Genomic DNA, 25,700 nt, shown 5'->3' with positions numbered 1-25,700 from the left:
CGTTCATGGCCGCCCCTTCCGACCAGCCCTTGATCGCCGCGCTCGACATTGGTTCATCCAAGGTCAGCGCGCTGATCGTCACCCTCGACGCCGACGGGCGGCTGCGCGTGCTCGGGACCGGCCAGCGCGAGAGTCGCGGGGTCAAGCGCGGCTATGTCACCGACATGGAATCGAGTGAGGTTGCGGTGCGTGAGGCGGTCGAGATTGCCGAGCGCATGTCGGGCGTCACGGTCGACGACGTCTGGGCCAGCTTTGCCGCCGGCGGACTGGTCAGCGACGTCGCCAATGTCGAGGTCGAGCTCGGTGGGCACCAGGTCGAGCAGTCGGACATCAACGAACTGCTACGCGAGGGGAAGGCTGCGGTCGACCGCAACGGTCAGGTCGTGCTCCACGCCCATCCGGCGCTCTACACGATCGACGGAGTCGAAGGAGTCAGCCACCCGATCGGGCTGCATGCCGACCGGTTGGGGGTCGACATTCATGTCGTCGCGGCCGATCCGGCGCCGTTGCGCAACATCGACTATGTCATCCGCTCCGCGCACCTCGGCGTGAAGGCGATCGTCGCCTCGCCGGTCGCCGCCGCGCTGGCCTGCCTGACGCAAGAGGAGCGCGAGCTCGGCGTCGCGCTGGTCGAAATGGGCGCTGAGGTGACCAATGTCTCGCTGCATGCCGGCGGAATGCTGGTCGGGCTGCGCTCGATCCCGCTTGGAGCCAAGGACATTACCGACGATATCGCCTGCGCCTTCGGCGTCCAGCGGCGCGAGGCGGAGCGGATGAAGTGCCGCTTCGGATCGGCGATGACGTCCCCGCGCGACAATCATGAGATGATAGAAGCGGCGCCGATCGGCGGCGAGGACAGCGCCGAGCCGTTGCGCATCACCCACGCTCAACTGATCACCGTTATCCGCCAGCGGGTCGAGGAGATCACCGGCGAGATCGAGGCCGCGCTCAAGGGGCTCGGCTTTACCGGGCCGGTCGGGCGGCAGGTCGTGTTGACGGGGGGCGGGGCGGAATTGAAGAACATCGCCGACTATATGCAGGGTGTGCTCGGCCGAGCGGTCCGCGTCGGCCGGCCGCGGACGATCACCGGCCTGCCCGAGGCGCACAGCGGCCCGGCCTTTTCGACGCTGGTCGGGCTCGCGATGCTGGCCGGCAGCGGGTCGGGCGATATTCGCGATCTAGCGATGGGTTCGGGCAAGGAGCGTAAGCCCGCGACGGGTTTTTTCGGACGGTTGGTGAGCGCGCTTCGCCAGGGATATTGACCGTTAACGTGGCGTTTGAGACTCAGTCTTGTGCCATAATGAATCAAATGTTCACTTTTTTGGGTCCCGGTCCATTTTTTACTTGGGGACCAAATCGACATGGTGCAAAGATTCCTGCCCACGGTTCAACGCGTTGCATCTGCGGAGGGGGTTTCCATGAGCATTGATTTCATTCGGCCGGAAGTCGACGAGCTCCGCCCGCGGATCAGTGTCATCGGGGTCGGCGGCGCCGGCGGCAACGCGATCGCCAACATGATCAAATCGGACGTCCAGGGCGTGCAGTTTCTGGTCGCCAACACCGACGCGCAGGCGCTCAATGCTAGCGAAGCCGATCGGCGTATTCAGCTGGGGCTAAAAATCACGCAGGGGCTCGGCGCCGGCTCGCGTCCCGAGATCGGCCGCGCCGCCGCCGAAGAGACGCTCGACGAGATCGAAAAGGCGCTTGAGGGCGCTCACATGTGCTTCATCGCCGCCGGCATGGGCGGGGGCACCGGGACCGGCGCCGCCCCGGTGATCGCCAAGGCCGCGCGCGACCGCGGTATCCTCACTGTCGGGGTGGTGACCAAGCCGTTCGCCTTCGAAGGCACGCGTCGCGGCCGATCGGCCGACGCCGGCATCGAGGAATTGCAGAAGCATGTCGACACGCTGATCGTCATTCCCAACCAGAATCTGTTCCGCCTGGCGACGTCGGAAACGACCTTCAAACAAGCGTTCGAAATGGCCGACGAGGTTCTGCAGCAGGGCGTGCGCGGCATCACCGACCTGATGGTCATGCCCGGCCTCATCAACCTCGACTTCGCCGACGTCCGCTCGGTGATGGGCGAGATGGGCAAGGCGATGATGGGAACCGGCGAAGCGGCTGGCGACAATCGCGCGATCGAGGCGGCCGAAAAGGCAATTTCCAACCCGCTGCTCGACGGGGTCAGCATGAAGGGCGCCAAGGGCGTGATCATCTCGATCACCGGGGGCGAGGACATGCGCCTGATGGAGGTCGACGAAGCCGCGAGCCACATCAAAGAACTGGTCGACCCCGACGCCAACATCATCTGGGGATCGGCGTTCAACAATAATATGGAAGGGCGGATCCGGGTATCGGTGGTCGCCACCGGAATTGAAGCGGAGATGGGAACCCAGGCGCAGCCGGGCAAGGTGTTCACTTTCCCGACGGCGGCGCGCGCGACGGCGCCGGTGCCTGCGCCCACGCCGCGGGAAAGCGCCGAAACCGACGAGGGCACGTCGCTCGACCTAACCAGCGACGACCTGGCTGGGGACGAGTTGCTGCTCGAGAGCGACGACATATTGTCCGATCCGGTGACCGGCACGCCGATTGCGCCGCCGGCCGACGAGGAGGCCGTAGCTCCCCCGGCAGCACGCGAGAGCGGCACGCTGTTCGAGCGGATGTCGAACATCGCGCGCGGGGCAGCCCAGGCCAAGGTCGATGATGAGCCGGCGCCGAGCATTCGCCGCGAACCGCTCGACATTCCGCGCTTCCTCAACCGCCAGAACAACCAGTAGGGCCGGCTGACGGGCCGGGGCACCCAACGCCTCGGCTCGTCGCCGCAGCGCCACATTCTGCCGCGCCCCGCTTTTCAGCAAGCTTTGAGCAAGCTCCGCTTGGGCATGAGCTTCGCAATGCGCAAATCCCTGCACAGCCGCCGCCTGATGCTCGGCCTGTCGCTATTGCCCTTGCTCGCCAGCGCCAGTCCGGCGGCAGCTCAATATATTGACGCCGCGCCGCCGCCACCGCCGGCTCTCGCGCCGGGCGTCGTGCTGTCGCCTGCCGACTCGCTGGGTCACTACATCCGCATACTCGCCGGCAGCCCGCGTGACTTCAGCGCGCTGATCGGCGCCGGAAAGGCCGCGCTCGACCTCGGCGATACTCAAGCGGCGATCGGTTTCTTCGGTAGGGCCGAGGAGGTCTGGCCTACCGCCCCCGCGGCCAAGGCGGGCCTCGCCTCGACGATGGTGCAAATGGACGACCCGCAAAGCGCCATCGCCTATTTCAACCAGGCGACCCGCCTCGGCGCCTCAGCATCAAGCGTCGCGCTCGACCGCGGCATGGCGCGCGATCTGATGGGCGACTTTGGCTCGGCGCAGGCCGATTATCGAATGGCGATGATCGGTAAGTCCCAGGACGAGGCGCGCCGCCGCCTGGCCCTCAGCCTGGCCATCGCCAAGAACAAGAAGGGCGCGCTCGATACGCTGCAGCCGCTGCTCGACCGCCGCGATCCCGCCGCGCAACGCACCCGCGCGTTTGTCCTAGCGTTGAGCGGGGATCGGATTGCCGCCAGCCAGGCGATCGAGGCGATCATGCCCGGCGCCGCTGTGCGCTTCGACCCATTTTTTCGCCGTCTGCCAAATTTGAATGCCGCCGACAAAGCCGCCGCGGTGCATCTCGGCATTTTCCCGGGGGATGCGGCGACAAGGGTTGCGCAGGCCACCACGATAGTCTCGCCGGTAGCGACCGTGAGGCAACCGCGGATTGCCTCGCCTTCTCCGCCGCGATCGGCGCTGGCTCAACCCGCCGCGCCGGTCAAGATCGCGGTCAATTCCATCGCCAGCACCAATTCACCCGCGCCCGCGCCCCGACCGTCTTTTAGCTTGCCGTCGGCGACCAATAGCGCCGCGCTGACGGCGATCGACCCTGCGCTTGCTCCGGCGGAGGCTCCGGCTCCAGCTCCAGCTACTGCGACCGAGCTTGCCAAGCCGGCCTTTTCGATTTCCGACGCTTCGCCGGTTGGCCCGGACGGACGGCTGAGCGGGATCGACAAATTGCTGGCGACCATTGCCGAAGCGCCCCCGCCCCCGCCGCCCGCCCCCAAACCGCGGATCGAGGCCAAGGTCACGCCGGCGCTCGATGCAAAGCCGACCAAGGCCGATAAAGCAGCGGCGACCAAGAAGCTGGCGGAGAAAAAGCAGCGCGACGAGAAGCTCGCCGCTGAGAAGAAGGCCAGGGAAGAGGCCGAAAAGCTCGGGGTTCGCGGGACCAACTGGGTCCAGCTCGCCGGCGGGTCGCAGCAGGAACGGATGGCGATCGAATATGGCAAGCTCGGCGCCAAGGCGGGTTCGCTACTCAAGCGGCCTGGCTATGTCACCGGCGGCAAGGATTATTTCCGCCTGCTGGTCGGGCCGTTCGACAGCAAGAACGACGCCCAGGCGTTCGTCAACAAGCTTGCCAAGTCGGGGGTCGACGGCTTTAGCTGGACCCGCACCCCGGCGCAGATCAGGATCGAGAAACTTCCGTCGAAATGACGCTTCCCAGGGCCCTTGCCGCGCAGCCATCCCAATCGCGCGGCCGGGCCTTCGCCGAGGACGATCGCGGGCCGCGCGGGCCGCGCGACGCTTTCCAGCGCGACCGCGACCGCATCGTCCACTCGGTCGCCTTCCGCCGCCTGCGCCACAAGACCCAGGTGTTCGTCGCGCCCGACGGCGACCATTTCCGGGTTCGCCTGACCCATTCGATCGAGGTCGCGCAGATCGGCCGGACGATGGCCCGAGCGCTGGGCCTCAACGAGGACCTGACGGAGGCGCTGTGCCTGGCCCATGACCTGGGTCACCCGCCGTTCGGCCATGGCGGCGAACATGCGCTCGACGGCAGCCTGGTCGATGCCGGCGGGTTCGATCACAACGGCCATACGCTGCGGCTGGTGACCGCGCTGGAGAATCCCTACCCGACGTTCGATGGATTGAACCTGACTTGGGAGACGCTCGAGGGATTGGCCAAGCATAACGGTCCGGCCATGGCGCCGAACTGGGCGCTGGCCGAGGCCAATGCAGGCTTCGACCTCGAACTGGAAAGCTGGCCGAGCCTCGAAGCGCAAGTTGCGGCCATCGCCGACGATATCGCCTATGACAATCACGACATCGACGACGGGCTGCGCGCGGGTATTCTCGATTTGGACGCGTTGCTCATATTGCCGTTCGTCGCGCGCCATTGGGCCGACATCGAGCGCCGCCATCCGGGGCTCGACCGCACGCGCAAGCTGAAGGCGCTGGTCCGCGACGGGATCGGCAGCATGGTTGGCGACGTGCTGGCCGAAACACGCCGACGGATCGCCGAGGCGGGGGTGGCAAGCCTCGATGAGGTTCGCGCGGCCGGTCGCCAACTCGCCGGCTTTTCGGACGAAATCCAGACCGAGGAGCGCGCGCTTAAGCGGCATCTTTACCGGCACCTGTACAATTCGGATGCGCTGACTCCGATCCGGCTCGAGGCGCAACGGATCGTTGCCGACCTCGCGCAATGCTACCGCGAAAATCCTCGGCACCTTCCTGATGGCTGGCAGCGCGGAGCAGACGAAACGGGACGACTGCGAGGGATCGGCGACTTCATCGCCGGCATGACCGACCGCTTCGCGATTGCCAGGCACGAGGAACTGATCGGGCCGGTCAGGCTGCCCGATCGTTTCTAGTTACCGTTGACCTTGGAAGGGCGATCCGCAGGCGCGGCTCGTGGTCGGCGGATTCTTCCTATAGGGCGCGATCGGCAAGTGCTGGGTGACGCGGGGGCGCCATCCGGGATGGGTTTTGATGACCGTCGCTTGCGTCCTGATCATGGCCGGGGTGGCGAAGTTTTAGGCTTAGCCTGACGTGCTTGGGTTGGGCTGACCCGTGACGCGAGGCGTCGCTTGCGTTACATACAGGTGACATTCTGCTGTATCGGACCTCTTTTGCTCAGCCCGCCCAATCCGGATTCGCCCGCTAGTCCTCCACCGCTGAAACCGATCGAGCGGATTCAGCAGAATTTGCTCGCGGTGGCGGAGCGGCGGGTCTTGAATTGGCTGTGCGCCCGGTTGCCCGAGTGGGTGAAGCCCGATCATCTGACCAGCCTTGGGCTGGTCGGCGCACTGATGGTGCTGACCGGTTATGCGGCGAGTGCGCTTCACCTCGGCTGGCTGTGGCTGGCGATCGCAGGATATTGCGTCCACTGGTTCGGCGATTCGCTCGACGGCAGCCTGGCCCGGTTCCGCGACATCGAGCGGCCGCGTTTCGGCTATTTCATCGACCATAGCTGCGATGGGCTCGCCAATTTCATGATCATGGCGGGGCTGGGGCTCAGTCCGTTCGTCAGGTTTGATGTCGCACTGTTCGCGCTGACCGGATATTTGCTGATGTCGATCCATGCCTTTTTATCGGCGCGGGTGCTGGGCGAGCTCAAATTGTCGTACATCGCCGCCGGCCCGACCGAATTGCGAGTGCTGCTTGTCGCCGTCACTTTGTCCATGTTCGCGATCGAGCCGGAGCCTGGCTGGTCGCCGTTCGATTGGCTGGTCGGCGCCGCTGGTGCAATTCTGCTGGCGATTTTCGTCGTACAGACGATCGTGACGGCGCGCCGCATCGCCACACAAGGCGAATAGGATAGGCTGTCGTCCCGTAGCGGGCGATACAGCCTCGGCTAATCGCACCCGCGCCTCGGCTCATCCCGATCCGGCCGACGAAATTAATCGTTCATCGACCATTGGAACTGCAGCAGTTACGCCTGATCGCGAAAGGAAGGGAACGATGCGGTTTACGAGGCTAATGCTGTGGCTGCTGGTACTGATGGCGCAGCCGGCGTCGGCGCAGACCCTCCCATCGCTGCAATCGCTGCGCCAGCAGTTGACCGCCATGGTCGGTGCCAGCTCGGGCGATGTCGGCATCGCCGCGCTGGACCTCAGGAGCGGCGAATTGATCAGCGTGCAGGGCGACGAGCCCTTCCCAATGGCCAGCACGGTCAAGGTTGCGATTGCTGCCAATTATCTGGCGCAGGTCGAAGCCGGCCGCCGCTCGCTCAGCGACACGATCCGCGGCCGGACGGCGAGCAGGCTGATGGAAGCGATGCTGATCCACAGTGACAATGCCGCGACCGATATTTTGCTGCGCGACCTTGGCGGCCCCCGCACGATCCAGCACTGGCTGACCCAGAATGAGCTAAGCGGCCTGCGTATCGACCGCAGCATCGCCCAGTTGCTGAGCGATCGCCGTGATTTGCGCGACGTCCGGGATTCGAGCACGCCGCGAGCGATGGTCGAACTGTTGCAGCGGATCGACAGCGGCAGGCTGCTTCGACCGGCAAGCCGTTCATACCTGCTCGGCTTGATGAGCCGCTGCATGACCGGCAGAAATCGCATTCGCGGGTTGCTGCCGATGGGCACGCCGGTCGAGCACAAGACCGGGACGCTGACGGGATATACCAGCGACGTCGGCTTCATCACCATGCCCGACGGCCGCCGCATCGCCGTCGCGCTGTTCGCCCGGGGTCGGGACGACCGCCCGCGGCTGATCGCCCGGGCCGCACGCGTCATCTACGACGGCTTTGCCGCGGCCTTCCGCTATCCGTTCGGCGCCGCTGCCTTCGCCTCTCCCTGAAGCACGGAATGCGATTCGGCCAAGGGTGACGCGGCGGCGGCTATTCGCTAGAGGCGCCGCATCCTTCATCGGACGGAACCCGCCTTGTCTCTCTATGCCCGTTATTCCGTGCTGCTCGACGCTATCCTCGACGATTTGGTCACCGAAGGACATTTGCCGGTCGAAGCCAACCGCAAGGCGGTTGCGTTCGAGCCTCCTCGCGATGAGTCGCATGGCGACTTGGCGACTAACGCCGCAATGGTCCTGGCCAAGGGGGCAGGAACCAATCCGCGCGCGTTCGCCGCGCTGATTGCTCCAAGGCTGGAAGTGCTGCCGGGAGTAACCGCGGTCGAAATCGCCGGGCCGGGGTTCATCAACCTGCGGCTGACCGAGGACGCGTGGCGCGACGAGCTGACGACGATCATCGGGGAGGGCCGGCGTTACGGCCTGTCGGACATCGGCAAGGGCGAGCGGGTCAACGTCGAATATGTCTCGGCCAACCCGACCGGGCCGATGCACATGGGCCATTGCCGCGGCGCGGTGGTAGGCGATGCGCTGGCCTCGCTGCTCGAAGCGGCGGGCTTCGCCGTTACCCGCGAATATTATGTCAATGATGCCGGCAGCCAGGTCGACACGCTCGCCCGCTCGGCGCACCTGCGCTACCGCGAAGCGCTGGGCGAAAACATCGGCGAGATTCCCGATGGATACTATCCAGGCGACTATCTTGTCCCCGTCGGCAAGTTGCTGGCGGCCGAGTTTGGCGACAAATATGTCGGCGCCCCCGAGAGCGAATGGCTCGTCCTGTTCAGGCAAAAAACCGTGGCGGCGATGATCGAGCTAATCAGGCACGACCTCGCGCTGCTCGGCATCCATCACGATATTTTTACGTCCGAAGCGGAGCTGCATGAGTCAGGTGCCGTCAGCAAAGGATTGGAATCTCTTGAGGCCAAGGGGCTGGTGTACTTGGGCGTGCTCGAAGCACCAAAGGGCGAGGCGCCCGAGGGCTGGGAGCCGGTCGAGCTGACACTGTTCCGCAGCTCCCAGTTCGGCGACGATCAGGACCGGCCGATGAAAAAATCGGACGGCAGCTGGACCTATTTCGGCGCCGACGCTGCCTATCATCTGCAAAAGGCAGCCAAGGCCGATCACCTGGTCAACATCTGGGGCGCCGACCATGCGGGGACGGTCAAGCGGGTCCAGGCGGCGGTGACCGCGCTGACCGAAGGCCGCGTCGACCTCGACGTCAAGCTGGTCCAGATGGTCCGCCTGTTCCGCGCTGGCGAACCGATTAAAATGTCGAAACGATCGGGCAATTTCGTCACGCTCGCCGATGTCGTTCGCGAAGTCGGCAAGGATGTCGTGCGGTTCATGATGCTGACGCGACGCGCCGATGCGCCATTAGACTTTGATTTCGCCAAGGTGGTCGAGGCGTCGAAGGACAATCCGGTGTTCTACGTCCAATACGCCCATGCGCGAATTGCCTCGCTTCAGCGCAAGGCGGCAGAGATCGGCGTCTCGCTCGACACGCCGGCCGACCTTTCGCTGCTCGATGCCGAGGATCTTGCGCTGGCAAAACTCGCCGCGCAATATCCGCGGCAGGTGGAAGCTGCGGCGCTGGCGCATGAGCCGCACCGGATCGCTTTCTTCCTCGGCGACCTCGCCGCCGCGCTCCACGCCCAATGGAACCGTGGCAACGACGACACAGAGCGGCGATTCCTCATTGAAAATCAACCCGATCTAACCCGCGCGAGGCTGGAATTGGCGCGCGGAATAGGGCAGGTTATCAAGAACGGCCTGGCCCTGATGGGCGTGGAGGCCGCCGAGGAGATGCGCTGATGGCCGACGCGGGGGTGTTGAAGGAGGGCGACCGCCTTCCCTGGCTCGAACCCTATCGTGCGCCGGTCGAGGCGAAGGCAGGGCGCGGCAAAGCGCTGGCGGCGGCCGGTCTGATCGCGATCGCGGGGGTGTCCTCGTCATCGGTCGTGCGCATGGCGAACGTTACGACAGAGCAGCCCGCCCCGGCGGTACCGCCTCAGGCGAGCGTGTTGCTACCCGCGCCCGACGCGATGAAGCTCGACGTTCCCATAATGCCGATCAAGGTACAGGTCGTGCCGGCACCGGCGCGCGGGCCCCTTGTTCATCGCGCCAGCATCTCCGCTGCTTCGTCGCGCCGCACCGCCCGACCGAAAAGGCGGATCGTCACCGCCGTGCCCGACCGGATCAGCTACGAAAGCATATTGTCCGAGCAGATTGCCATCATGCCGCGGCCCGCGCCAATCCTTCAACTCGCGCCCGCACCCGTCCTTCCGTTACGCCCGACGGTCAATCCGAATGCGGCCGTAACGCGCGGCAGGACGGCGCAGCTCGGGGTCTATCTGACCGCGCGTCAGGCCGAGACGGCATGGCGAAGCGCGATCAAGGACTATACCTTCCTCGTGACCATGCCGAAGAACATCTCGCCGGTCCGGTTCGGCAAGTCGTCGCGCCGCTTCTACCGGCTGCAATTGGGTACGCCGTCGCACACTCATGCGCAGCAATTGTGCCTGAACCTTCGCCAAACCGGGCGCGCCTGCACGGTCGCCTGAGCCGAGCAAAAACATCAAAAAGGCCCCTGTCATTGTCGCTTCGCGGGATTAACATGGCGCGCATCGGACCGAGAGAGGGAGCGGGATGAGCGACGCACGCGCCTATGACGACCAGGCCTTGCCCTGGCTCGAAGGAGTCGACGACGAGGACGGGCCGCGCGGCGTGTCGGCGCGCAGGATGCTGGTCGCGCTCGTGCTGGTGCTGACTGCGGGTGTGATTGTCGCCGGGACCTTTTTCTGGATCGGCCGGCGTGACGTCGCGGTGACCGGCGCGCCCCAGCTGATCAGGGCTGAGCCGGGTCCCTACAAGGTCAAGCCCATTGAACCCGGCGGGCTCGATGTCGCCGGCGACAGCGAAACCGCTTACTCGACCAGCGCGGGCGAGGACCCCGACGCGGTGCTCGACACGCGCCGCCTGCCCCAGGGTATGGAAGCGCCGCCGCCCGAACCGGTCGAGGGCGCGCCGCCGCCGCTGCCCAAGAAAATTCCGCCGCACGAAACAAAAGAGCCCGCTCTCGATGATGGCGCCGCGCCGACTACGCCGGCTGGGCCGACGGTCCAGCTCGGCGCCTATGGCTCGACAATCAAGGCCGATACCGCTTGGCGGATGCTGTCGGGGCGGTTTCCCGAAGTCGCGGCGATGAGCAAGACGGTGGTCAGCGCGACCGTCGCCGGGAAGCCCTATTATCGCCTGCGCGCGACCGGATCGTCCGATCTGACGCGCGCCGCTTGCGCGGCGCTGAAGGCCGCTGGCGAGAATTGTTTGATCGTCAATTGACCCAGGCTGCGATTTACGGCCTGGCGGGGGTCGAGATGTCCGCCGACGAGGCGGATTTTTTTAGCGATGCGCGGCCCGCCGGCTACATATTGTTCCGACGCAACTGTGACAGCCGAGAACAATTGCGGCGGCTTACTGACAGTTTGCGCGACCTTGAAGACCATGACGGTGTGCCGATCCTGATCGACCAAGAGGGCGGACGAGTGGCGCGGATGCGGCCGCCCGAATGGCCGGCGTTTCCGAGCGGCGAGATGTTCGACCGGCTTTACCAGATCGCCCCGTCGAGCGCGATCGAGGCGGCGCGGGTCAATGCGCGCGCGCTGGGGTTGATGCTGCATGAGGTGGGTGTCAACATCGATTGCCTGCCGATGCTCGACGTGCGCCAGCCAGGCGCGACCGACATTGTCGGCGATCGCGCGCTGGGGTCCGAGCCGATGCAGGTCGCCGCGCTTGGCCGTGCGATCCTCGACGGGCTCGCGTCGGCCGGCGTCCTCGGCGTGATCAAACATATTCCCGGCCACGGGCGCGCGCTGGTCGACAGCCATGATGAACTGCCGATCGTCGAGGCGAGCGAAGCGGAGCTGGCGATCGACCTCGAGCCGTTCGAGCGGCTGCGCGACGCGGCGATGGGGATGACATCCCACTTGCTTTACATGCAATGGGACGCGGAACGCCCCGCATCACAATCGCCGATCGTGATTCACGACATCATCCGCCAGCGGATCGGCTTCGAAGGTTTCCTGATGAGCGATGACATCGGCATGGAAGCGCTGGGCGGCGACCACGGCACGCGCGCCGCGGCGTGCGTCGCCGCTGGCTGCGATGTCGCCCTGCACTGCGACGGCAAGCTGGAGAATATGCTCCTGGTAGCCAAGGCGGTTCCGCCGTTGTCGCCCGAAGCCGAAGGACGGCTGGCACGGGCGATGGCAATGCGCTTCACGCCCGACGACGAAATGGAGTTTGCTGAGGCGGTGGCCAAGCGCGACGCGTTGCTGGCGCTAGCCTGACGCCGAGAAGAGCCTTGCTGACCAGATCGCCGATCAGACGCGCAGCGCTTCGATGACGCTGAACGGTGAGTGAGTTGCAATCACCCTTTCCAATCGGAACCCCGATGCCGCCAAAATGCTGCGATACTCTTCCTCGGTACGTTCGCGCCCGCCAAGAATAACAAGCATGTTCAAGTCCATCGCCTGGGCAAGGTCGGGACGGTTGTCGCCCGGTACGATCATTTCTATCAAAAGCAGCGTGCCTCCCGGGCGCAGTGCGTCATGGCAGTTTCTGAGCAGGAGCGAGGCACGTTCCTCATCCCAGTCGTGAACAATCTGTTTCAGAATATGCAAGTCGGCGCCCGGGGGCACGGACTCAAAAAAATCACCGCTCACAAGTTCGTAGCGATCCCTTACCGCCGGATCGATTACGTTTTCGGCGGTGCCAATTACGTGCGGCAAGTCAAAGATAATTCCGCTGGCGTTCGGGTTCGCCTTCAAAACCGCGCCAAGCAGAATTCCGTGCGCTCCACCAACGTCGATCACTTTTTCTACATTGGTGAAATCGTAGACGCGGACCAGTTCACCTGCCGCGAGCGCCGAGAGATTGCCCATTGCGGCTGTGAAAAACCCGGCCTCTTCAGGATTTTGCGCGTACCAATCGAATAGCTCCGCCCCGAGCGTTTCGCGGGCCATCGGCTTGCCCGTTCGAACGCTGTCAGACAGTCTGCCCCACGGTAGCCAATGCCCAGGAGCGGTTTCTGTGATTGCAAAGTCGCGCACCGATCCAGGAGTTTCCGAAAGGAGAGTTTCGCCAAGAGGGTTGAGAGCGAAACTATCGTGCTCATCCTGCCGAAAGACGCCGAGGCTTGTCAGCAATCGCAACAAGCGGAAGACAGCTTGCGGCTGGACACCGATGGTTTGGCCCAGCTCTTCGCTCGTGCGAGGACCCGCGGCCAACGCATCGGCAATGCCGAGATGAGCCGCTGCGCCCACGGCCTGACTCAACCAATAGCCCGTGATCAGCTGCATCATGACTTGCGCGGGAGGTTGTTGCGGCGGCGACGTTACGGAAAGTATTTCTGCTTCACGTCTTGGCTCACGTTCGACCGAACCCGGCATCGACTTTTCTCCCTGTCGCTGATTGGCATAGCTCTTCACGGGGAACTAAGCGGGCTGACCGCAAGCACGCATGCAAAGGGGGTTAATCAATTCGTAGCAGAGGGTGCCCCGCCGGACAAGCGTGGGTCCCGGCCAGATCCCCTACGAGTCGAAAAGAGCGCCGTTGCATCCTCTGATCGCGACGGGGAGTGGAGGGGCGTTCACCCGCCTCGAATTTTCTTCTACGCTGTCCACGATGGGCGAGACCGACGAATTCGAACTGCCGCGACGCCAGTCCGACGAGCTGACCCTCAGCCTCGACGGGTGGGAGGGGCCGCTCGACCTGCTGCTCAACCTTGCCCGCGCGCAGAAAGTCGACCTTCATCAGATTTCAATCCTCGCGCTGGTCGAGCAGTATCTCGCTTATCTGGAAGGCGCCAAGGCGCTCAAGCTGGAGATTGCCGCCGATTATCTCGTCATGGCGGCGTGGCTCGCTTACCTTAAATCCTGCCTGTTGCTGCCCAAGGACTCGACGATCGATCCCAGCCCTGAAGAGTTGGCGATGCGGCTGCAACTCAGGCTCCAGCGGCTCGACGCGATGCGCGAGGCCGGGGCGCGGCTGATGGGCCGAGATCGGATGGGCCGCGATGTGTTCGCTCGCGGGACGCCCGAAGGGCTGCGTCTTGTGCGCAAGTCGGCCTGGGTGGTGAGCGCCTTCGACCTGTTCGCCGCCTACGGTCGGGTCAGGGCGCGGACCCAGCCGGCGATGCACATCGTCGCCCGGCGCGCGGTGATGACGCTGGAAGATGCGATTCAGCGCGTGTCGGCGCTGATCGGGCAAGCCTTCGACTGGACCGCGCTCGAGGCGTTCCTGCCGGTCACGACCGACCCCGCCTACCGCCGCTCGGCGCTGGCCAGCTCTTTCGTCGCTGCATTGGAACTGGCCCGCCAGGGGCGGATCGAGCTCGACCAAGGCGCCGCCTTCGGTGACCTGCTGGTGAGAAGCACGGCCTGATGGAAGAATTTGAGCGCGCCGTCGAAGCCGCGATTTTCGCTTCATCAGAGCCGCTGTCGCCCGAGGAAATCGCCGCGTTCGCCGGCGAGGGTGAAGTTGCAGCGGCGTTGGCCGCGCTGTCGCAAATCTACACCGGGCATGGGATCGAGCTCGTCGAGCGCGGCGGCCGCTGGCATTTCCAGACCGCGCCCGACCTCGCCCACATTCTCCGTCGCACCCGCGAGGAGTCGCGGCGGCTGTCGCGGGCCGCGACCGAGACTCTGGCGATCGTCGCCTATCATGAGCCGGTCAGTCGCGCCGAGATCGAGGCGATCCGGGGAGTGCAGATTTCGAAGGGCACGCTCGATGTGCTGATGGAGGCGGGCTGGGTGCGGACCGCCGGGCGCCGCGAAGGGCCGGGCCGACCGTTGCTCTATGCGACAACCGTCGATTTTCTCACCCACTTCGGACTGGGGTCGCGGCGCGACCTGCCGGGTATCGACGATTTGAAGGCTGCGGGCCTGCTCGATCCGCTCGACGAGGCGGCGCTTCAGCTTCAGCTGGAAAGTGACGAGGAGGAGGCCTAAGTAAGTCGCCAAGTCCTTTTATCGGAGTTTCCTCATGGGCGGTTTCAGCCTCTGGCATATCCTCATTTTCGCGATCATCCTGCTGCTCTTGTTCGGCGGCAATCGCTTCAGCTCGATGATGGGCGATGTCGCCAAGGGGCTGAAGAGCTTCAAGCAGGGTATGACCGACGACGATGACAAGGCGCAGCGCCCGGCCGATCCGCGCCAGCTTCCGCCACAGACGCCGCAGCAACAGCAACCGATCGACATCACCCCGCGCAGCCCCGATCCAGTTACGCCGCCGCCGCCCAGCGACGACAGCAGCCGCTAGTTATTTTCCTGCGCCATGTTCGGCGTCGACACCTCCGAATTGCTCGTCGTGGCAGTCGTGGCCTTGCTGTTCATCGGGCCCAAGGATCTGCCGCGCGTGATGCTCAACGTCGGCCGCTGGGTGGGGCGGGTGCGCGGCTATGCCCGTCATTTCACTGCCGGCATCGAAAATGTCATGCGCGAGGCCGAATTGGAGGAAATGGAGCGCAATTGGCGTGAAGAGAATCAGCGCATCCTTTCCCAATATCCAGCCGATGCCGTCTATCCCGACCCGCCCGCCAAAACCGATGACGGCGTGGTGATGACCGCACTGCCGGAACCTGAGCCGATGCTGCCGCTGGAGGCCCCAGCCGCGCCTGACGGAGATCCGCTGCCCCCGGCCGAACGGCCGCTGCCATGATCGGTGACATTGACGACAGCAAGGCGCCGCTGCTCGAGCATCTGATCGAGCTTCGTCGCCGCCTGCTTTGGTGCGTCGCGACAATGGGGGTAGGGTTCTTCGCCTGCCTCTATTTCGCCAAACCAATATTTGCCATTCTGGTCCAGCCTTTGCTCCGCGCCGGGCAGGGCAAGCTAATCTACACCGACCTGTTCGAGGCGTTTTTCGTCGAGGTGAAGGTGGCTTTCTTCGCCGCGTTGATGCTGAGCTTTCCGGTGCTGGCGACACAGATATGGCGGTTCGTCGCGCCCGGCATGTACAAGACCGAAAAGAAGGCATTTCTGCCGTTCCTGCTGATGACCCCGTTCTTCTTCGCCGCTGGCGCGTGCTTCGCTTATTATGTGGCGATGCCGTGGGCGCTCAAGTTTCTGCTCGGCTTCGGCGGCAATGTCGGCGGGGTGACGCAGGAGGCGCTGCCGGCGATCGGCAATTACCTGAATTTCGTTACCCGTTTCCTGTTCGGCTTCGGGGTCGCCTTCCTCCTGCCGGTCCTCCTGATGATCCTCGAGCGCGCCGGGATCGTCACGCGCGAGCAACTCGCCGGGTCGCGGCGTTATGCGATCGTCGCTGCGGCTGCGGTGTCGGCCGTGCTGACCCCGCCGGACGTCGTTTCGATGCTGCTGCTGCTGGTGCCGCTTTACGGCCTCTATGAACTCGCGCTACTCGCCATTCGCGTTACGCACTGGCGCGCGTCGCGCCGGGCGCGGGCAACCTCAATCGGTGATGTGGAAGGGGCCTAGACGAATGTGGGCCCGGAAACGCCACCGGGGGGGGAAGGGTTGGCGGTTCCGGGCCCATGTAATCGGATAGCGAGAGCGGGGGGGCAAAAGGTCGCTATCCGACTTGTAAAACGTCCGCTTTTCGCAGTCGGTTCCGTTCTTCTTCAAAAAAAATACAATCGCTCAATCATAGCCGGGAAACGGCGGTCAACGATCGGGGAATATCGGCAATGTTACGGTGTAGCGGCCGAGCTTGCGCTCGAGAGGTGAGCGCAGCTGCCGCGCCAATCCCTCGACGATCCGTTCGAACTGCTGCTTGCTGATCTCAGACGTGTCGGCGTCCGGAACCAGTACCGATGCGCTGATCGACAGTGATGCCGTCAGTTCGCTTTCCCGGCGAAGCGAAATGTCGATCGGGTCGGCCGGCGCCCGCAACATCGCGAACTCCACCATTTCGGTGATCAGGAAGGCCGCGGCGACGGCGACGTCCTGGGTGGTCGAGACGGAATCAAGCTCCAGTTCGACGAGGATCTTGCGGGCCTCGGCCGGGGCGCTTGCCTTCAGCCCTGCGGAAAGCTCGGTGAGCAGCGGGCGGAGCGCGATGCCGCGATTCTCCTCAAGCTCGGCATAATGATTGCGGTGGACGACCGACAGGGCATCGACCCGCCGACCGATCGAGGAATATGCGGCCTTGGCCTGGCGATCTTCGGCGCTGCGCCCGTGGATCGAGAGAAGCGACGCGACCACCTGCAGGTTGTTCTTCACCCGATGGTGGACCTCGCGCACCAGCCGCCGCTGTCCCTCCAGCGCTTCGCGCGCCTCGTGTTCAGCATCTTCGATCCGTTGGACCGCGCGTTGGAACGCGTCGCCCAGTTCATGGATTTCCCTCGCCGGGCCGAGGCTTTCCGGAATGGCCAGCGACTGACCGTCGCCCGGCCGATAATCGACCACCGCGCCCTGCAGCCGCCGCAGCGGGCGGATGAGCAGGCGATGGACCATCCACCAGCTGATGATCGCTGCCGCAGCCCACATCAGCAACGGCAGGAAGATGAACAGCCGGTCGAGCGTCGGGATATTGAGACGGCTCACCGAAATCCGCGCCTCGACCTGGTTCGACGCGAGCGGCACCGTCTCCACGATCCGGCCGCTGCCGCCCTTGTTCGGGATGACGACCAACTCCTGGCCGGCGGCGATCAGCGTCACCCCGCCGAACGGCACGCCTTTCGATACGACTGCATCTCGCAAATCGACGGTCGGCACGCGCACCAGCGTGGACCCGAGCACCACGCCCGCGCGAACGATTATCGCGTCTTTGGTGGTCGACGCCCACAGGCTGAAATCGCCGGGGGCGATGCGGCCGAGGGGGACGGGCGGCATCAGGTCGCCGACCCTGCACAATTGCCGGCCGCCGTCGTCGAGCAGCGCGAACTCGCGGCCGACCGCCGGCGCGATGCCCAGGATGCGCTGCATTTCGGCGCAGTGTTCTCCCGGAGGAGCGGAAAGCACGGCATTGGCAGCGACCCGAACCGCCAGGGTGTTTCGGGCGATCAAGCTTTCCATGGATTCAGCTGCGACGCGAGCCTGGTCGCGAGACCGCTCGTCGAGGGCGTGGTTGGCGGCTTCGAGTCCACGTGCCGCCGACCATGCGCTGGCCACCCCAAGGGGCAGCAAGGCCAAGCTGAGAATCAGGAGAATCTTGGCCGGAGTCGGGAGGCGGGCGATCAAGCCCGAAAAGCCGTCGTTTACCGCCATGCGGCCTCGACCCGAACTTCAGTCGAGCTTGCCAAGAAGGTCGAGGAAATCCGTGGGAACCTCTTCGCGCAGCATATCGTCGTAGACGGTGCGGAGGGCGCGACCCACCGTGCCGGACTTGACCTTGCGCTTTTGGGGAGCGGAAGCGCCGGGTTTGCCGGAAACGCGGTCGCCGCTGGCTTTTTCAGTACCACTCAACCTCTCGTCCCCCTCGCGCACGAGCATATGCGCCAATCCTTTTGAAAACTCACTGGGCGCAAAGCCGACCGAGAGGTACGACCTCGGGAACGACACCGAACCTATCGCCCGCCACACGGCCCCGTCAATGCGCGACTTCTATTGGGACCGAGGTAGCGAAGCAGGAAACCAAATCGCCAGTGCTTTGTTCCACCTTGCGCGAACTTGGGGCATGGGTGTGGGCCATTGAAAGGTCATTCATCGCTTGGCTACAGGGTTGCGCCACCGCTTCGGCGCGCCCACAACGGACGCCGAGCGATTTAACGAATTTAGCGGAGACCATCTTTTTATGTCGTTGGGTCAAGAACTCGCACCGCATCTGCCCTTTCTTCGCCGTTATGCGCGCGCCCTGACCGGAAGCCAGGCGCATGGCGACGCCTTCGTTCGTGCGACTCTGGAGACGATCGTCGCGGGGCCAGAGGAATTTCCAACCGAGATCGAGCCGCGCCTCGGACTTTACCGCACCTTCCACGCGATCTGGTCGAGCGCCAATATCGAGGAGGGCGAGGAGCCGACCACCAGCCTTGGCGGCCATGAGGGCATCGCGCAGGCACGCCTGTCACGGATAACGCCTCTGTCGCGCCAAGCCTTGCTGCTGACCAGCCTCGAGGGCTTTTCCAGCGACGACACCGCCTATCTGATCTCGGCTTCGCCCGATGACGTCGAGAATCTGGTCGCCGAGGCAATGGAGGAAATTGAGCGGCAGACTCACGCCGATGTGCTGATCATCGAGGACGAGCCCATCATTGCGATGGACATCGAATCGATCGTTCGCGATCTTGGCCACAACGTGACCGGCGTTGCCGTCACCCGGGACGAAGCGGTGACCCAGGCGCGCAAGTCGCCGCCGGGGCTCGTGCTGGCCGATATCCAGTTGGCCGACGACAGCTCCGGAATCGACGCGGTCAAAGACATTCTCGCCGAATTCTCGGTGCCGGTGATCTTCATTACCGCCTTTCCCGAGCGACTGTTGACCGGCACTCGGCCCGAGCCGACCTTCCTGATCACCAAGCCTTTTCAGCGCTCGACGGTCAAGGCGGCGATCAGCCAGGCTTTGTTTTTCGACGCCGCGACCGTTCCCGCCGGCTGAACCAAACCCGAACGTCGGCGATCAACGGCTAAGTTCCCGTCTTTTCGGAACCGGTACGAGTCGCGCTGCGTTGGTGGGTGAAACATTCTTGATGGGAACGACATGGACGATCAGCCGGAACATCTGACCGGGACCGAGGCGCGCGAGGGAACGGGACCAAAGAGCATGCGGCTTGTCCTTGGCGGTGGCCTGTTGCTCGTAATTGCAATCTTTGCCGTCATATTGTTCGTCGCCCGCTAAGCCCCTACATTGATGGCTGGTGCGTATCACAAGGCCGAGGCTGTCAGGACGGCCGAGGCAAAAGCGGGGCGGATTCCTGTGAACGATTCCGACGACGATGAAGTCGAAGAGGGACCGCGCCCCGAACCGGTGCCGCTGCCCGACAACGAATTCAAGGAACAGCTGGCGCAGGTCATTCCCCATCTGCGCGCGTTCGGCCGTTCGCTTTCGGGCAGCCGCGATCTTGCCGACGACTTGGTTCAGGAAACGCTGCTCAAGGCCTGGGCGGCGAGGCTTCGGTTCCAGGCCGGGACCAACATGCGCGCCTGGACATTCATCATTCTTCGCAACCTGTTTTTGAGCCAGATGCGCCGCGCGCGGTTCAAGGGCGAGTGGGACGATGTCACCGCCGCCAAGATTCTCGCCGCCCCCGCCAGTCAGGACCGGCACGTCGAACTGGGCGACATGCAACGCGCCCTGCTCCACCTGCCGCAACCGCAACGCGAGGCGCTGATCCTGGTCGGCGCGGGCGGTTTCGCTTATGAAGAAGCAGCCGAGATATGTGGCTGCGCGGTCGGCACGATCAAGAGTCGCGTGGCGCGCGGGAGGGTCGCGTTAGAGGCTCTGCTCAGCGGGGGAAAGCTGCCCTCGCGGCGGCAGCACAAAACCAATCCCGACAAGACCGCGCTTCAGGAAATCATGGCCGAGGTCGACGAGCTTAGCCGCGACCGCGGCTAAGCCGCCGCCTTACCCGAGCTTCCTCAGCAGCGCGTCGAACTCGCACGACGCGTCTCCGCTCGGCGCTTCAAAAGCGCGGCGCAGGGCGGCGGCAAGGCCTGCCTGGGACGGTGGAAGATCATTCGAGCAGATAATGCGCTTCATGCCTTCCGTCCTTGCAACAAAGGGACGTTCCAAATTCATCAGCTACTTAATGCTCGAAAGCGCCAGAGGTTTCCGTCGCTCGCCGCATCGGCCATGAGATGTGGCATGATTGCGACGGTCGATTCTTCGCAGCGGGCGGCGGCGCTGGCGCGCGCCGAGGCGCATTCACCGTTCCTTCGCGCCGCCGCCGCCGCCTTTCCGCAAGTGGCGCGAATGTTCGTCGATCATGGCAGCGAAGCGGCGTTTGCGGTCGCGGCGGCTCTCGAGGGCGACGGGGTAGCCGCCCGCCTCCGCCTCCGCCGCCACGCGATCGCCCTGGCCGTTGCGCTGGCCGATCTCAGCGGCGAGAAGGACCTGATCTGGGTGACCCGCGCCTTGTCCGATTTCGCCGACGCGGCGATGGACGAGGCGCTTTCCGCCGCGATCTTGGAACGCATGCCCGACGCCGAGCCGCGCGGCATCGCCATCCTCGCGCTCGGCAAGCTTGGCAGCCGCGAGCTCAACTATTCTTCCGACGTCGATCTTGTGCTGCTGTTCGACCCGGCGACGCTGCCGCGCCGCGCGCGCGACGATCCCGGCGAAGCGGCGGTGCGTTATGGCCGGCGGTTCGTCGAGCTTATGCAGCAGCGAACGGCCGAGGGCTATGTCGCACGGGTCGACTTGCGACTCCGCCCCGCGCCCGAGGTCACGCCAATCGTCCTGCCGATTGGCGCGGCAATCAGCTATTACGAGAGTTCGGCCCTGCCGTGGGAGCGCGCCGCCTTCATCCGCGCTCGCGCCGCCGCCGGCGACCGCGCGGTCGGCGACACCTTCCTGGAGGAAATCCGGCCGTTCGTCTGGCGTCGCGCGCTCGATTTCGGCGCGATCCAGGAAATTCGAGAAATCTCGCTGCGCATCCGCGATCATTATGCGCAGGGCCAGGCATTCGGCCCCGGATTTGACCTCAAGCGCGGCCGCGGCGGCATCCGCGAGGCCGAGTTTTTCACCCAGGTCCAGCAGTTGATCCATGGCGGGCGCGAGCCGGCGTTGCAGGCCCCAGCAACCCTCGACGCGCTGGCAGCATTGGCCGACGCCGGTCGGCTGGACCGGGATGTCGCGACGGCCATCGGCGCCGCCTATCGCGCCTTGCGCACTACCGAGCATCGCGTGCAGATGATCGACGATCGGCAGGAGCACCGCCTGCCCGTCGATTCCGTGGCGCTCGACGCGCTCGCCAGGCTAGACGGACGCGAGGATGGCGCGGCGCTGATGCGATCGCTGGCATGCCATGTCGATTTTGTCGCCCGCCAGTTCGACGGCTTGGTGACCGAGCGCGAGGAGCGCTTGTCGAATGACCCCGACATCCTGCGGGCCGAGCTTGCGGAGATCGGGTTTACGGACGTCGAGGAGGCCGTCAGGCACCTCGGCGATTGGCGCTCTGGGCGGGCGCGCTCTCTGCGCTCCCCGGCGGCCCGGGCGGCGTTCGAGGCGATGCTGCCGACGTTGATGGAAGCGATTGCGGCCGGCCCGGACCCAATGCGAGCGCTGAATCGGTTCGGCGACATTGTCGATAAGCTGTCGAGCGGGATCAACCTCTATCGCCTGCTTGCCGCCGGGCCGCGCCTCGCCGACCTGTTCGCGCTGATTCTGACCCATGCGCCGCCGCTAGCCGACCAGCTGGCGCGGCGGCCGACACTGTTCGACGGGCTGATCGACGAATCGAGCTTCGGCGTGCCGCCCGACGCGGATGCGCTGACCGAGCGATTCCGCGCCAAGATCAAGGGCGATGCGTTCGACACGGCGCTCGACCGCATCCGCCGCACCGTGGGCGAGCGCCGCTTCGCGCTGGGCGTGCAATTGCTCGCTGCATACCGAGACCCGATCGTCATCGCCGAGGGCTATAGCGACCTTGCCGAAGCGGCGATCGTCGCGCTGAGCGAGGCGGTGCAGCGCGAATTCGCGCAGGCGAACGGCGTGGTCCCGGGCGGCGAGCTGATCATCCTCGGCCTTGGCCGGCTCGGCGGGCGGGCGCTGACCCATGCCAGCGACCTCGACCTCATCTACCTGTTCGACGCCCCGCCAGGGGTGCAGTCGAACGGGCCGCGGCCAGTCCCGGCGACCGACTATTACAATCGTCTCGCCAGCCGGATCAGCGCTGCGCTCGGCACGCCGACAGCGGTCGGGCCCCTCTACGATGTCGACACACGCCTTCGTCCGCAGGGGGCGCAGGGCATGTTGGCCGTGAGCCTGGAGGCGTTCGGGGCCTATCAGAGGAGCGAAGCCTGGACGTGGGAGCATATGGCTCTGTGCCGCGCGCGGCCGCTGACCGGATCGGACGCGGCCAAGGAAAAGGTCCGCGATCTCTTCCTTCAAATATCTTCCGTTGCTAATGATCCGGCCAAAATTCGGGCCGACGCCGCGGCGATGCGCGAGGAAATAGCGCGCCACAAGCCGGCCTCCGGATCGCTCGACATCAAGCTCGGCCCCGGTGGCCTGGTCGACCTGGAGTTCGTGGTCCACACGCTGCAATTGAGCTACCATGTCGGGCTCGACCCGCGGCTCGAGGTCGCGCTGGCCCGATTGGCCGAAGCGGGTCTCATTGACGCAGGCGCCGATCTCGACCTGCGCCTGCTCAGCCGGGTGCTGGTCGTCCTGCGCCTGGTCAGCCCGCAAGGCTCGATGGAGCCGGCCGAACAGTCGCGCGCGTTGGTCGCGTCGCTGTGCGGGCACTCCGATTGGTCGGGCCTGCTTGCGGCAATCGACGAAGCCCGGCAGAGGATCGCGGCGCGCTGGGCGGCAGTGAGGGAAGGCAAGCAATGACCGAAGGTGATAAGGTTCCGGCTCTCAACATCGGGCTCAGCGACGGATCAAGCCTCGACCTCGCCTCGCCGGGCGGGGCGCTGGTGCTCTTTTTCTATCCCAAGGACGACACGTCGGGCTGCACGCGCGAAGCGCAGGATTTTACGGCGATGGCCGCCGATTTTGCCGCGGCCGGGGCCAAGGTTGTCGGCGTGTCGCGCGACCCGATGACGAAACATGACAAGTTCATCGCCAAATATGAGCTTAAGGTCCCGCTCGCCGCCGACGAGGATGGCGCAATCAGCGACGCGTTCGGCACCTGGGTCCAAAAATCGATGTACGGCCGCAAATATATGGGGATGGAGCGCGCCACCTTCCTGATCGACGCCGATGGCAAAATCCTGCGCGAATGGCGCAAGGTCAAGGTGCCGGGTCATGCCGCAGAGGTCCTCGCGGCAGCGAAAACTCATTGACGGAGTCAAAACCGCGGGTCTCGGTCATCATGCCGGTCTTCAATCGGGCCGGGATGATTGCCGAGGCGATCAACAGCATCCAGACACAATCGCTGAGCAACCTTGAAATCGTTGTGGTCGACGATGGATCGACTGATGATACCGTGGCAGTCGTCGAGGCGATCGATGACCCACGGCTTCGCCTCATCCGCCACGAACGCAACCAGGGAATTCCCGGCGCTCGAAACACCGGTTTGGCCGCCGCGCGGGGCGACTTTATCGCCTGGCTTGACAGCGACGACCTGGCGCGCCCCCGTCGGCTGGAGCTCCAGCTTGCCTTCCTCGAGGCGAACCCGAACATCGCCATGGTGGGCGCGTGCGCGGCAACGATCGGCACCGGAGTCAAGCGCAAGCTTAGATCGGCCCCTGGCCGGCACGAGATCATCCGCCCGACGCTGCTGTTTCGCGCCGCCTTCAAACAATCCTCCCTGATCGGCCGGGCCGCGATCCTGAAAAACTATCCCTATAATCCGGACTTTCCCGTCTGCGAGGATCTCGACATGTTCCTGCGCGTGTCGGCGGATCATCGCGTCGCAAATCTTCCCGAAGTCCTGATGGAACGGCGGGATCACGCGGGCCAGATCGTCAAGCAGCAGGCGGCGCGCGTCCGCGAGTTCAAGCGACCCTTGTTCGCCGCGGAGTTCGATCGGCTGGGCATCGCGGCCGACGATACCGAGCTGGATCGCCACATTCTGCTCGGCCGGCTTCGTCGACGGGCCGTGGACCGCGAGTTCATCGACTGGACGGAGCGTTGGCTGACGAGGATCATCGCCGCCAATCACCGGCTTCGGGTCTATAACGATGACGGATTGGCTTACGTTTGTGCTTTGTTCTGGGCGCGGGCGTGCAACGCCGGGTTTCATGGCAGCGACCGAGCATATGGCTGGCGAAGATTGGCCCGATCTTCGCTGAGCCTTGGCCTGTTTAACCGAGAGGGCCGCTACGCGTTCGCCGCCAACCGGGCGGCTCGACGATCGCTTTGAATTAGGTTCCTAAGGCCCTTAGGACATCAAGATAGCGCTGGTGGGTGCGGTAGAGGCGGAACTGCTCGGCGCGGTTGCCGGGGCGGATCGGGACGTCGAGTTGGGCTACGATCCCCGCGGCGATGCTCGCCGGATCGTCGGCATCGACCAGCCGGCCATAGGTGCCACCGTCGAGGACGTGAGCAGCGTCCCCCGCCTGCCGGCTGGCAACCACTGGCGCGCCGACTGCGATCGCCTCGAGCAGCGCGGTCGACGATCCTTCCCAGTGCGACACCAGCGCGAACAGGTCGGCCCGCCCCAGCCAGGCGAAAACATTGTCGGTCTCGCCCGCGAACAACAGCGCCAGGCCGCGCTCATCGGCTTGCGCTGTCAGCCGGTCGCGCAGCGCGGCATCGCCCGACCCGACGATAACCAGCCTGAGAGGCCGCACTTCCGCCGCCAGCGCCGCGCCTTCGACCAGCCCGTCGAGGTTCTTTTGCACATGGATTCGTCCGATGGTCAGGACCACCGGCGGCCCGCCATCATCCAGCCACGGGTGCGGCGACGGCCCCTCCGCCCCGGCGGCCGCCCGCTTGAGGTCAATGCCGTTGGGGATATAAGCCGCCTCCCCGCGCTTCACCGCCCCGGCGAACAGCGGTTGCTCGGCCAGCGCGCGCCCTACCAGCACGATCCCATCGGCGGTGGCGAGCAGTAGTTTTTGCCACGCTCGGCGGCGGAAGCTGCGAAACCCCGCCCCAGGTCGCCCGATCTCGTTGCTAATGCGGTAGACGGTGTGGACGTCCATTCCCCGCGTTGCGAAAAACACCGTCGAATGGCCGTAATTGCCCATCGACATCACCAGTCTGGCGCCGCTCGTCTGGATGAGCCGCCGCAGCCGCCGCGCCGACGCCAACCGCGCCCGGGCCGGCTCGGGCGCGTCGGACAATATCGCCAGTCGCGCCGGGGCAACATCAACCGCGCGGTTCAATCCCTTGCCATAGCCCGCCACCAAGATCGTTTTGCGCTCGGCCCCCAGCCGCCGCGCCAAGGCGATCGCGTTGGTCACCACGCCGCTGCCGCGCAGGTCGTGGACATAGAGGATCGCGGGGCCGCTCATTCGGCCGCTCACCTAACGTACGGCTCTTCCCTTGCCCAGTGCGGCTCGCTAAGTCGGCACGAAATCG

26 protein-coding genes are annotated in these 25,700 nt (G+C 65.0%); 21 read left to right on the top strand and 5 right to left on the bottom strand.

Annotated features, from left to right (window positions below; all coding sequences use genetic code 11):
• Window positions 1-5 precede the first annotated feature (5 nt).
• From ftsA to nagZ, 10 genes are all read left to right on the top strand, one after another.
• Window positions 6-1,262 (top strand): cell division protein FtsA, encoded by a 1,257-nt coding sequence (ftsA, locus tag H0W65_RS02520; protein WP_294003481.1) that lies wholly within the window; start codon window positions 6-8, stop codon window positions 1,260-1,262.
• A gap of 156 nt (window positions 1,263-1,418) precedes the next feature.
• Window positions 1,419-2,777 carry a cell division protein FtsZ gene (gene ftsZ, locus H0W65_RS02515; protein ID WP_294003479.1) on the top strand — a complete coding sequence of 453 codons (1,359 nt, stop codon included), beginning with the start codon at window positions 1,419-1,421 and terminating at the stop codon, window positions 2,775-2,777.
• Window positions 2,778-2,882: 105 nt separating this feature from the next.
• On the top strand, window positions 2,883-4,514 hold the full coding sequence (locus tag H0W65_RS02510; RefSeq protein ID WP_294003477.1) for an SPOR domain-containing protein: 1,632 nt from the start codon (window positions 2,883-2,885) through the stop codon (window positions 4,512-4,514).
• Entirely contained in the window at window positions 4,511-5,671 is a 1,161-nt protein-coding gene (locus H0W65_RS02505; protein WP_294003475.1) for a deoxyguanosinetriphosphate triphosphohydrolase, read from the top strand. The genes H0W65_RS02510 and H0W65_RS02505 overlap by 4 nt, the downstream gene beginning before the upstream one ends.
• 303 nt (window positions 5,672-5,974) lie before the next feature.
• The gene (locus H0W65_RS02500) at window positions 5,975-6,616 is read left to right on the top strand and encodes a CDP-alcohol phosphatidyltransferase family protein (RefSeq protein WP_294003498.1); all 642 of its coding nucleotides are present in this window, start codon (window positions 5,975-5,977) and stop codon (window positions 6,614-6,616) included.
• Window positions 6,617-6,761: 145 nt separating this feature from the next.
• The gene (locus tag H0W65_RS02495; protein ID WP_294003473.1) at window positions 6,762-7,607 is read left to right on the top strand and encodes a serine hydrolase; all 846 of its coding nucleotides are present in this window, start codon (window positions 6,762-6,764) and stop codon (window positions 7,605-7,607) included.
• A gap of 84 nt (window positions 7,608-7,691) precedes the next feature.
• On the top strand, window positions 7,692-9,422 hold the full coding sequence (gene argS / locus H0W65_RS02490) for an arginine--tRNA ligase (RefSeq protein WP_294003471.1): 1,731 nt from the start codon (window positions 7,692-7,694) through the stop codon (window positions 9,420-9,422).
• Window positions 9,422-10,171, top strand: a complete 750-nt coding sequence (locus tag H0W65_RS02485) for a hypothetical protein (protein ID WP_294003469.1) — start codon at window positions 9,422-9,424, stop codon at window positions 10,169-10,171. The genes argS and H0W65_RS02485 overlap by 1 nt, the downstream gene beginning before the upstream one ends.
• Before the next feature lie 85 nt (window positions 10,172-10,256).
• Window positions 10,257-10,949 carry an SPOR domain-containing protein gene (locus H0W65_RS02480; RefSeq protein WP_294003467.1) on the top strand — a complete coding sequence of 231 codons (693 nt, stop codon included), beginning with the start codon at window positions 10,257-10,259 and terminating at the stop codon, window positions 10,947-10,949.
• Entirely contained in the window at window positions 10,946-11,956 is a 1,011-nt protein-coding gene (nagZ, locus tag H0W65_RS02475) for a beta-N-acetylhexosaminidase (protein WP_294003465.1), read from the top strand. The genes H0W65_RS02480 and nagZ overlap by 4 nt, the downstream gene beginning before the upstream one ends.
• A gap of 33 nt (window positions 11,957-11,989) precedes the next feature.
• Here the strand turns inward: nagZ and H0W65_RS02470 are convergent, their stop codons facing one another.
• The gene (locus tag H0W65_RS02470) at window positions 11,990-13,096 is read right to left on the bottom strand and encodes a methyltransferase (RefSeq protein ID WP_294003463.1); all 1,107 of its coding nucleotides are present in this window, start codon (window positions 13,094-13,096) and stop codon (window positions 11,990-11,992) included.
• Window positions 13,097-13,292: 196 nt separating this feature from the next.
• Between H0W65_RS02470 and H0W65_RS02465 the strand changes: the two genes are divergently transcribed.
• The 5 genes from H0W65_RS02465 to tatC are packed head-to-tail and all read left to right on the top strand — an operon-like array spanning window position 13,293 to window position 16,105.
• The gene (locus H0W65_RS02465) at window positions 13,293-14,051 is read left to right on the top strand and encodes a ScpA family protein (RefSeq protein ID WP_294003496.1); all 759 of its coding nucleotides are present in this window, start codon (window positions 13,293-13,295) and stop codon (window positions 14,049-14,051) included.
• Window positions 14,051-14,617: an SMC-Scp complex subunit ScpB gene (scpB, locus tag H0W65_RS02460; protein WP_294003461.1), complete on the top strand. Its 567-nt coding sequence runs from the start codon at window positions 14,051-14,053 to the stop codon at window positions 14,615-14,617. Before H0W65_RS02465 ends, scpB begins: the two co-directional genes overlap by 1 nt.
• Window positions 14,618-14,651: 34 nt before the next feature.
• Entirely contained in the window at window positions 14,652-14,927 is a 276-nt protein-coding gene (locus H0W65_RS02455) for a twin-arginine translocase TatA/TatE family subunit (RefSeq protein WP_294003459.1), read from the top strand.
• A 15-nt stretch (window positions 14,928-14,942) separates the two neighbouring features.
• On the top strand, window positions 14,943-15,326 hold the full coding sequence (gene tatB, locus H0W65_RS02450; RefSeq protein ID WP_294003456.1) for a Sec-independent protein translocase protein TatB: 384 nt from the start codon (window positions 14,943-14,945) through the stop codon (window positions 15,324-15,326).
• On the top strand, window positions 15,323-16,105 hold the full coding sequence (gene tatC / locus H0W65_RS02445) for a twin-arginine translocase subunit TatC (RefSeq protein WP_294003454.1): 783 nt from the start codon (window positions 15,323-15,325) through the stop codon (window positions 16,103-16,105). Before tatB ends, tatC begins: the two co-directional genes overlap by 4 nt.
• 186 nt (window positions 16,106-16,291) lie before the next feature.
• Here tatC and H0W65_RS02440 read toward each other — a convergent pair whose 3' ends face one another.
• The gene (locus H0W65_RS02440; protein ID WP_294003452.1) at window positions 16,292-17,836 is read right to left on the bottom strand and encodes a sensor histidine kinase; all 1,545 of its coding nucleotides are present in this window, start codon (window positions 17,834-17,836) and stop codon (window positions 16,292-16,294) included.
• Window positions 17,837-17,854: 18 nt separating this feature from the next.
• Window positions 17,855-18,061, bottom strand: coding sequence for a NepR family anti-sigma factor (locus tag H0W65_RS02435; protein WP_294003450.1), 207 nt, complete (start codon window positions 18,059-18,061; stop codon window positions 17,855-17,857).
• A 301-nt stretch (window positions 18,062-18,362) separates the two neighbouring features.
• Between H0W65_RS02435 and H0W65_RS02430 the strand changes: the two genes are divergently transcribed.
• The 3 genes from H0W65_RS02430 (at window position 18,363) to H0W65_RS02420 (ending at window position 20,120) form a co-directional block, all read left to right on the top strand.
• A complete protein-coding gene (locus tag H0W65_RS02430) occupies window positions 18,363-19,163 on the top strand; it encodes a response regulator (protein WP_294003447.1) in 801 nt (266 codons plus the stop codon).
• Between the two features lie 102 nt (window positions 19,164-19,265).
• Window positions 19,266-19,403 carry a hypothetical protein gene (locus H0W65_RS02425; protein ID WP_294003445.1) on the top strand — a complete coding sequence of 46 codons (138 nt, stop codon included), beginning with the start codon at window positions 19,266-19,268 and terminating at the stop codon, window positions 19,401-19,403.
• A 78-nt stretch (window positions 19,404-19,481) separates the two neighbouring features.
• On the top strand, window positions 19,482-20,120 hold the full coding sequence (locus H0W65_RS02420; RefSeq protein ID WP_294003443.1) for a sigma-70 family RNA polymerase sigma factor: 639 nt from the start codon (window positions 19,482-19,484) through the stop codon (window positions 20,118-20,120).
• A 9-nt stretch (window positions 20,121-20,129) separates the two neighbouring features.
• Here the strand turns inward: H0W65_RS02420 and H0W65_RS02415 are convergent, their stop codons facing one another.
• The gene (locus H0W65_RS02415) at window positions 20,130-20,264 is read right to left on the bottom strand and encodes a hypothetical protein (protein WP_294003441.1); all 135 of its coding nucleotides are present in this window, start codon (window positions 20,262-20,264) and stop codon (window positions 20,130-20,132) included.
• A 105-nt stretch (window positions 20,265-20,369) separates the two neighbouring features.
• Between H0W65_RS02415 and glnE the strand changes: the two genes are divergently transcribed.
• Genes glnE through H0W65_RS02400 form a run of 3 tightly spaced genes read left to right on the top strand, consistent with a single transcriptional unit; the run spans window position 20,370 to window position 24,537 of the window.
• Window positions 20,370-23,063: a bifunctional [glutamate--ammonia ligase]-adenylyl-L-tyrosine phosphorylase/[glutamate--ammonia-ligase] adenylyltransferase gene (gene glnE, locus H0W65_RS02410; RefSeq protein WP_294003439.1), complete on the top strand. Its 2,694-nt coding sequence runs from the start codon at window positions 20,370-20,372 to the stop codon at window positions 23,061-23,063.
• A complete protein-coding gene (locus H0W65_RS02405; RefSeq protein WP_294003437.1) occupies window positions 23,060-23,515 on the top strand; it encodes a peroxiredoxin in 456 nt (151 codons plus the stop codon). The genes glnE and H0W65_RS02405 overlap by 4 nt, the downstream gene beginning before the upstream one ends.
• A complete protein-coding gene (locus H0W65_RS02400) occupies window positions 23,452-24,537 on the top strand; it encodes a glycosyltransferase family 2 protein (RefSeq protein ID WP_294003435.1) in 1,086 nt (361 codons plus the stop codon). Before H0W65_RS02405 ends, H0W65_RS02400 begins: the two co-directional genes overlap by 64 nt.
• Before the next feature lies 1 nt (window position 24,538).
• On the opposite strand, the gene H0W65_RS02395 is transcribed toward H0W65_RS02400, so the two are convergent.
• A complete protein-coding gene (locus H0W65_RS02395; RefSeq protein ID WP_294003433.1) occupies window positions 24,539-25,633 on the bottom strand; it encodes a glycosyltransferase in 1,095 nt (364 codons plus the stop codon).
• Between the last annotated feature and the right edge of the window lie 67 nt (window positions 25,634-25,700).

The organism is Sphingomonas sp. (assembly GCF_013816785.1).
GTDB lineage: Bacteria > Pseudomonadota > Alphaproteobacteria > Sphingomonadales > Sphingomonadaceae > Sphingomicrobium.
Note: the sequence above shows the minus strand (reverse complement) of the source record. Positions and strands in the feature narration are given on the sequence as shown.